The 6,507-nt window shown below is 49.9% G+C and carries 6 protein-coding genes, 1 tRNA gene and 1 pseudogene; 4 read left to right on the top strand and 4 right to left on the bottom strand.

The genetic code is table 11. The features are described from left to right. Window positions 1-120 precede the first annotated feature (120 nt). The 4 genes and pseudogenes from AC5RDV_RS03330 to AC5RDV_RS03315 all read right to left on the bottom strand — a co-directional run bounded on the left by AC5RDV_RS03330 (window position 121) and on the right by AC5RDV_RS03315 (window position 3,630). Window positions 121-2,250 (bottom strand): lipocalin-like domain-containing protein, encoded by a 2,130-nt coding sequence (locus AC5RDV_RS03330; protein ID WP_282748354.1) that lies wholly within the window; start codon window positions 2,248-2,250, stop codon window positions 121-123. 237 nt (window positions 2,251-2,487) lie between these two features. Beyond that, complete coding sequence (locus tag AC5RDV_RS03325; RefSeq protein ID WP_282748350.1) at window positions 2,488-3,006, bottom strand: glycoside hydrolase family protein; 519 nt, start codon at window positions 3,004-3,006, stop codon at window positions 2,488-2,490. Window positions 3,007-3,081: 75 nt separating this feature from the next. Beyond that, window positions 3,082-3,154 (bottom strand) — tRNA-Met (locus AC5RDV_RS03320). 154 nt (window positions 3,155-3,308) lie between these two features. Continuing rightward, a pseudogene (locus AC5RDV_RS03315) lies at window positions 3,309-3,630 on the bottom strand (TIGR04076 family protein). Between the two features lie 132 nt (window positions 3,631-3,762). On the opposite strand from AC5RDV_RS03315, the gene AC5RDV_RS03310 reads away from it, so the two are divergent. The 4 genes from AC5RDV_RS03310 to AC5RDV_RS03295 all read left to right on the top strand — a co-directional run bounded on the left by AC5RDV_RS03310 (window position 3,763) and on the right by AC5RDV_RS03295 (window position 6,292). Beyond that, entirely contained in the window at window positions 3,763-4,350 is a 588-nt protein-coding gene (locus tag AC5RDV_RS03310) for a TetR/AcrR family transcriptional regulator (RefSeq protein WP_130893711.1), read from the top strand. A gap of 37 nt (window positions 4,351-4,387) precedes the next feature. Continuing rightward, window positions 4,388-5,134, top strand: a complete 747-nt coding sequence (gene fabG / locus AC5RDV_RS03305) for a 3-oxoacyl-[acyl-carrier-protein] reductase (RefSeq protein WP_008621344.1) — start codon at window positions 4,388-4,390, stop codon at window positions 5,132-5,134. 5 nt (window positions 5,135-5,139) lie between these two features. Continuing rightward, window positions 5,140-5,814, top strand: coding sequence for an RluA family pseudouridine synthase (locus AC5RDV_RS03300; RefSeq protein ID WP_282748349.1), 675 nt, complete (start codon window positions 5,140-5,142; stop codon window positions 5,812-5,814). Between the two features lie 91 nt (window positions 5,815-5,905). Continuing rightward, window positions 5,906-6,292: a hypothetical protein gene (locus tag AC5RDV_RS03295; RefSeq protein ID WP_282748348.1), complete on the top strand. Its 387-nt coding sequence runs from the start codon at window positions 5,906-5,908 to the stop codon at window positions 6,290-6,292. Window positions 6,293-6,507: the final 215 nt, after the last annotated feature.

Below are 6,507 nucleotides of genomic sequence, written 5' to 3'. Positions count from 1 at the left end.
TTTTCCATTCCGTTCCCCCGCGCACGGCCCATGCCGGGCGGGGGAACGGGTTTTTTATTCCCCGGGGCTTCTGAATTGTTACATTGGTATATGAAATAAGTTGTATGTTATTCTTGGCTTCTATGGGTATATGACTTTCTGGCCTTCAATAATGTAGATACCTTTTTTTACCTCTTTTACAGGGCATCCGGATAAATCGTATATAGATTTCATGGTTCTGTTCCCGTGAAGATGGACAGGTTTGACAGACAAGCCGCCTTCTCCGATAGAGAAATCTGTTACTCTGTTGCTCATCGTGTTCAAGGCTCTGACATCCGTTGCTTCCAAAGCCCGATTGTATAGGATAAGGTCATCCATCCTTACGTCTACGGAACCCCAAAAAGAGCCGTAGCCTAAATAGAAATTAGGGCATGATTGAATAAAGTCTATGACCCGATTATAATCAAAGTCTTTTGTGTCTGTAATATTGATGCCATTACAGTTTCCGATGTATTCAACGTCACGTATCTTACTTCCGTTGACGTATATGGTACACCCTTGGCTACGTGAAATGGTTATCGTGACGAGACACCATTTACCGACAGGAATACGTTCGGAGATAATACTACCAGGATGGTTGATGTCGAACCAGTCTTTGCCATTGTTAAAGCCTACGTAGGAATTACCTGTAAGATATAGCCTGGTGTTAACCGCAGGATTGTAGAAAGACCATATTGCGTCCCATGGAATGTCGTCAGTACGTTTCACCCATAAAGATACGGTCATACCTTCCAAACGCTCATTCCTTAGCGGATTGGGCATTTGTGTGTAGCTGCAATAGCCGCTTGCGCCGAAATATTGGTGCAGGATGCTGCCGTTGCGCAGACTGTCCTTTTCCAACGACGGTTTGTTGTTGCCGCCTTGCGACAAGCGCTTGGCTGTTTGTACGTGGTCGTATGCATTGACGAAAGGCTCTTGGTCGAAATCATAATATGCTTTTATGCCACCAAGCCAATTACCGTCGGGCAGAGATTCCTTGCGGGCTTTCACGTGGAACGTGTCAGTCCAAAAGTAGTCACCGCAGGACAGTTCGCAGGATAATTGCACGGGGATGTCTTCCGTCAGGTCGGCCGGGTTGTATCGTCCGGTATGGGAAACCACGTCCGGAGTGTCGGACTCCCATTTGGCGTTGACATTGATTTCCTTCTCCAGTCCATACAAGTCCATGTTGCGCGAGATGTATTGGTTGTCCTTGACCGGAATGGTGGTTGTATTGAGTGTATAAGCCAAGGCGTATGCATCTCCCATCCGGTATCCCCATAGATTTGTGCCATTGTCGCCACATGCAGTGAAACAGACGGCTTTGATAGTGGTCGGTTCCATTTGTTGCTCCGTTACGACTCCTTCGTAAACCGTACCGTTCAGGTTCAAGGTGATATATGAATTGCCGTCATATATCTTCCAAGTTCCGCTGTATGCCCCTTCTACCTTCCCGTCTTCACGGAGCAAGATTTCTGCGGGGGTGGCCTCTTCGTAGGCGGCATGGTTTTGCCCGTAGGGATGGGTGAGGATATGATAACGGCCTGCTACCTCTTTAGAATCGAACCGTTGGGAAGAGGCTATCTGACGGTCGCCTGTCGTTTCTCCGTGGAACTCGAACGGAGCGGCTACGGGCCAACCGGAACGGTTCAGGAACAGTTGGTGCACACGAACCTGATGTCCCGCCGTCCCGTCATTGAATTTGGTATGGTAAACCAAGTAAGTGCGTCCGTCCTCTGCGGCAAATACGGAATTATGTCCTTGTGCACGTTCGCCGACATTCATAAATCCCCAATGGTTGTAGGCTCCCAATAGCTTTTCACCGCGATTGTCTGCATTGGGACCGTAATTAAGTTTCCAACTTGTGAAGATGGCATCAGTCCCGTTCATGTCCTTGTACGGGCCGTCCGGACGAGACGAACGGAATACGCGCATCTCGTATCCGCCGTTGGGTTCAAGCCCGCCATAGCTCATGAACAAGTAATAGTGGTTGCCGATATGTTCGATATAGGAACCTTCGCCCGATACATAACAACCGCCTGCGATTTTCTTTCCGAAGTACGGGTCGGATGTCACGTTAGCCCCTTTCGTATCGAAGTCCCCCGTATAAGTGACGTTGTAGTCCCGCAGACCGGTATTCGGATCTAATTGCAGGATATAGATGCCACCCGACCAAGAGCCGTACGACATCCATAACGTCCCGTCTTCATCGTAGAACACGCAAGGGTCTATGGCGTGCGGCCAATAATCTCCCCATTTTTCCTGTTTATACCGTGCAGGGAGGCTCGATTGCTTTCCGATGACTAATTCCAGATCGGTCTTGTGGAAGGAGATGCGTTCGTCCGTGTCGCTGCGGAATCCGCTGAATACAACAGGACCTTGGTAGACGTAAGGCCCTTCTATGCGGTCGGCCGTGAGCAGGATGATACAAGAATTCCATTGCGGACCGTTCAGGCTGAGGTATTGGCATCATTTCCCCAACACGGGATTGTAAATAATGTCCGGAGCCCACATGTTGCCGTCTACGGTCCATGGCGTTTCTTCTCCATTGGTACCGGTACCGGGAAGGGCGCAGTTCCAGGCTGCGGCATCGAAATTACCGAAATCCACCGTTTCGCCGTGGATGGTGATTTTCCGCGTTTGGTGGGTGTGGAAAGCGTCTGCCGGAGCTACGTCGGACGTGATTGTCCCGTCTGTATTCACCATGCCCCAAGGAAAGGACACCCCGGTCCAGTTCTGCAAATCCCGGGTTTTGGCAGTGGCCATGTGTGAACCGAAGACGTAATACAGCCTGCTCCCCTCATCATAAGCGATGGAAGGGTCGTGCACACTGGTGCGTTGCATGCTTATTGTGGAATATTTGTTTTTCGCATCCTCCGTAGTCATGGGAATCCGGAGAGTTTCCTCTTGTCCGTGCGAAGGCAAGGAATGGGATAGCGTAACTGTGAGCACCAGGCTTTTCAATAGGGAACAGAATACTTTTTTCATGACTTTCATCAGGTTAATGGTTTTAAAGCACAAAACGCAACTAACTTTCCTGAAGTTAATTGCGTTTGTATTGAGTTGCGGAGGCTCGACTCGAACGAACGACCTCCAGGTTATGAGCCTGGCGAGCTACCAACTGCTCCACTCCGCGATGTGTTTCTTGTTTCTGTGTGCAAAGGTAATGCTTTTCCACAGAATGGCCAAATAAATTGCGGATTATTTTCGTGAAATTGCGAATGTGACCGTTTCGTTGCCGGTGGTGGAGCGTTCCGTGTTCCTTGTCTTGCAGCGGTGGTAGGCCACCATTAGTCTTGTACAAGGATATAGTTTATTTGGCTTTCTTCGTTGGTGGCTTCCTGTTTGAAGATGACCGGTCGGAGACCGTCGTTGCAACTACACAGATGGCAATGCCTGCTTTGCTTATCCAATCGCCGTAGTAGAACGGCTCTTTCGTTGCGCCGTGGGCCAACGCAAATACATATTGGTAAATCGCTTTCCAAGCCTCGTCGCAAAATCCGTCGGGTTTGGCATAGTCGGCATAAAATACCTGTCCTTCGCGGAGCATCGGGCATGGGGCAGTCCTGCTGCGCCGTATGCAAAATTACGGAAAAGCCGGTATGGCGGCAATAAAGTCTGTGTTAATTAGAGCCGGGCTTACCCGTTTCGGATAACAATGGCAGGCTTTTTTGCCGGACAGAAACGAAAATTAAGGGGGAAATATTGCCTGCTTGCCGGATTTCGCTTACATTTGTAACAGTTATGGCTGTTTCGAAGACAAGGACACGATTGGTGGATGTGGCGCGAGGGCTGTTTGCCAAGCAAGGGCTGGAGAATACGACGATGAACGATATTGCCGTAGCCTCGGGCAAAGGACGCCGTACGCTTTACACCTATTTCAAGAATAAGGAAGACATTTATTTTGCCGTGATAGAAACGGAGTTGGAGCATCTTTCGGCCCAGTTGTCGGAAGTGGCCAATAAAAGGATGGATTTGGAGGAAAAACTGGTGGAAATCATTTATGTCCATTTGCATTCCATTAAAGAGGTCGTGTTGCGCAACGGTAATTTGCGTGCCGAATTCTTCCGTAATATCTGGATGGTGGAGAAGGTGAGGAAACATTTCGACCAAAAAGAAACGGAGTTTTTCATCGGGGTGTTGAAAGAAGGGGTCGCCTCGGGTGAGTTTTCCATAGAGAATGTGGCATTGGTGGCCGATGTGATGCACTATTGCGTGAAAGGGTTGGAGGTGCCTTACATCTACGGCCGCTTGGGAGAGGGATTGAACAAGGCGGAAACGCGCCGCATGGTGAAGACATTGATACACCGCGCATTGCGGGGAGAACGTTGACAGATAATATATTTAACCATTAAATAATAAATTGATTATGGGATTATTGACAGGAAAGACGGCTTTGGTGACGGGTGCCGCCCGCGGTATCGGTAAAGCCATAGCCCTGAAGTTTGCCGCCGAAGGCGCGAACGTGGCTTTTACGGATTTGGTAATTGATGAAAACGGCCAGGCTACCGAGGCGGAAATCGCCGCTTTCGGCGTGAAGGCCAAAGGCTACGCTTCCAATGCGGCTGATTTTGCACAGACGGAAGAAGTGGTGAAGCAGGTGAAAGAGGATTTCGGTTCGATAGATATTTTGGTAAACAATGCCGGTATCACCAAAGACGGCTTGATGTTGCGCATGACGGAGGCACAGTGGGACGCAGTGATTGCCGTCAACCTGAAGTCGGCTTTCAACTTCATCCACGCTTGTACGCCTATTATGATGCGCCAAAAGGGCGGTTCCATCATCAACATGGCTTCCGTGGTGGGTGTACATGGCAATGCCGGACAGTGTAACTATTCGGCTTCCAAGGCCGGTATGATAGCTTTGGCCAAGTCCATAGCCCAGGAGATGGGAGCCAAGGGCATCCGTGCCAATGCCATAGCACCAGGCTTTATCGAAACGGCCATGACGGCGGCATTGTCGGACGACGTGCGTGCGGAATGGTGCAAGAAGATACCTTTGCGTCGTGGCGGCACGCCGGAAGACGTGGCCAACGTGGCACTTTTCTTGGCTTCCGACCTGTCTTCTTACGTGTCGGGACAGGTTATCCAGATTGACGGTGGCATGAACATGTAATCCGTATGGACGTAGTCTACGAAGACAACCACCTCATCATCGTCGACAAAAGCAGTTCGGAGATTGTACAGGGCGACAAGACCGGCGACAAGCCTTTGGCGGAGATGGTGAAGGAATACATCAAACAGAAGTACCACAAGCCGGGGAACGTGTTCCTCGGCGTGGTGCATCGTTTGGACCGTCCCGTGAGCGGACTGGTGGTCTTTGCCCGTACCGGCAAGGCTTTGGCCCGGCTCAACGAAATGTTCCGTACGAAAGAAGTGCACAAGACGTATTGGGCCATTACGGGGAATTGCCCGCCTGCGGAAGAAGGGGAACTGGTGCATTGGCTGGTGCGCAACGAGAAGCAGAACAAGTCGTATGCTTACGGCAAGGAAAAGCCCGGGGCGAAGAAAGCCATCCTCGACTATAAGCTTATCGGACGTTCGGAACGTTATTTCCTTTTGGAAATAGACCTCAAAACCGGCCGCCACCATCAAATCCGCTGCCAGTTGGCCAAGATGGGTTGCCCGATCAAGGGAGACCTGAAGTACGGTGCGCCGCGCAGCAACCCCGACGGGAGCATTTGCCTGCATGCCCGCCGTGTGCGTTTCGTCCACCCCGTATCCAAGCAAGAGATAGACGTGGAGGCACCCGTGCCCGAGGGCAATTTGTGGCATAGCTTCCAAAATGACAAATAGTCATTTTCTGGCTGACGAGAATGGCGTATTTGCAAGCCGGGACGGGAGCTGTCGCGAATAATGGATTCTCGCGTGTCGGGAATCTGACAGAATGCTGCCTTTTGTTTTTGGAGCTTTCTTTTCGATAGAGGATATGCCATGTTTTCCGCATGGCTTTTTTTATATGTCTTTCCGTCGGGCGTTTCCGCTGTCGTTTTGTTTTTCCTTTTTGAGGCTCTCGGGCTTCCATGTAGGTGGGAAAACAGGGCTTTCAGCATCTCTTCTCCACGGTAAGAAGTTGTTTTTCCGTCTTTTGGTACAGGTCGCTCGCAAGTTCTGCGGACATTGGAAAATCGCTTTCAGCCGAATGAATTTTTATTCGGCTGAAAGCGATTCCGGGAAATGCCGCATAGGAGCAAAAGATGCCCTTGCTGCATGGCTTTTTGTTAACGTTTGGCTTCCCATGGCAGGAATTTCCGTTTTTGGGGTTATGGTGTAAAAGAGGCAGTTGCTGTCTTTTTGTCGGCATTTTCATTTCTTTTCCTGACATCCTGTCCGCACGTAAGTGTTGGCTTGTGCGGCTGTCCGTAATGCCGGATTTTTCGTTTTTTTGGCCGGATTCAGGCTGTATGCCTTGAAAATGATACAAAAAACAAAATAAATGTAACATAGGCGAAAGAGAAATCTTGTTTTTATTCGTAATTTTGCGGCAGG

It is taken from the genome of Paraprevotella sp., assembly GCF_986071375.1.
Note: the sequence above shows the minus strand (reverse complement) of the source record. Positions and strands in the feature narration are given on the sequence as shown.

Excerpts from the sequence above, each read along its gene's own strand:
- AC5RDV_RS03300 (WP_282748349.1), top strand. The coding sequence starts at position 5,140 with ATGGACGTAGTCTACGAAGACAACCACCTCATCATCGTCGACAAAAGC.
- AC5RDV_RS03310 (WP_130893711.1), top strand. The coding sequence starts at position 3,763 with ATGGCTGTTTCGAAGACAAGGACACGATTGGTGGATGTGGCGCGAGGG.
- AC5RDV_RS03295 (WP_282748348.1), top strand. The coding sequence starts at position 5,906 with ATGCTGCCTTTTGTTTTTGGAGCTTTCTTTTCGATAGAGGATATGCCA.
- fabG (WP_008621344.1), top strand. The coding sequence starts at position 4,388 with ATGGGATTATTGACAGGAAAGACGGCTTTGGTGACGGGTGCCGCCCGC.
- AC5RDV_RS03325 (WP_282748350.1), bottom strand. The coding sequence starts at position 3,006 with ATGAAAAAAGTATTCTGTTCCCTATTGAAAAGCCTGGTGCTCACAGTT.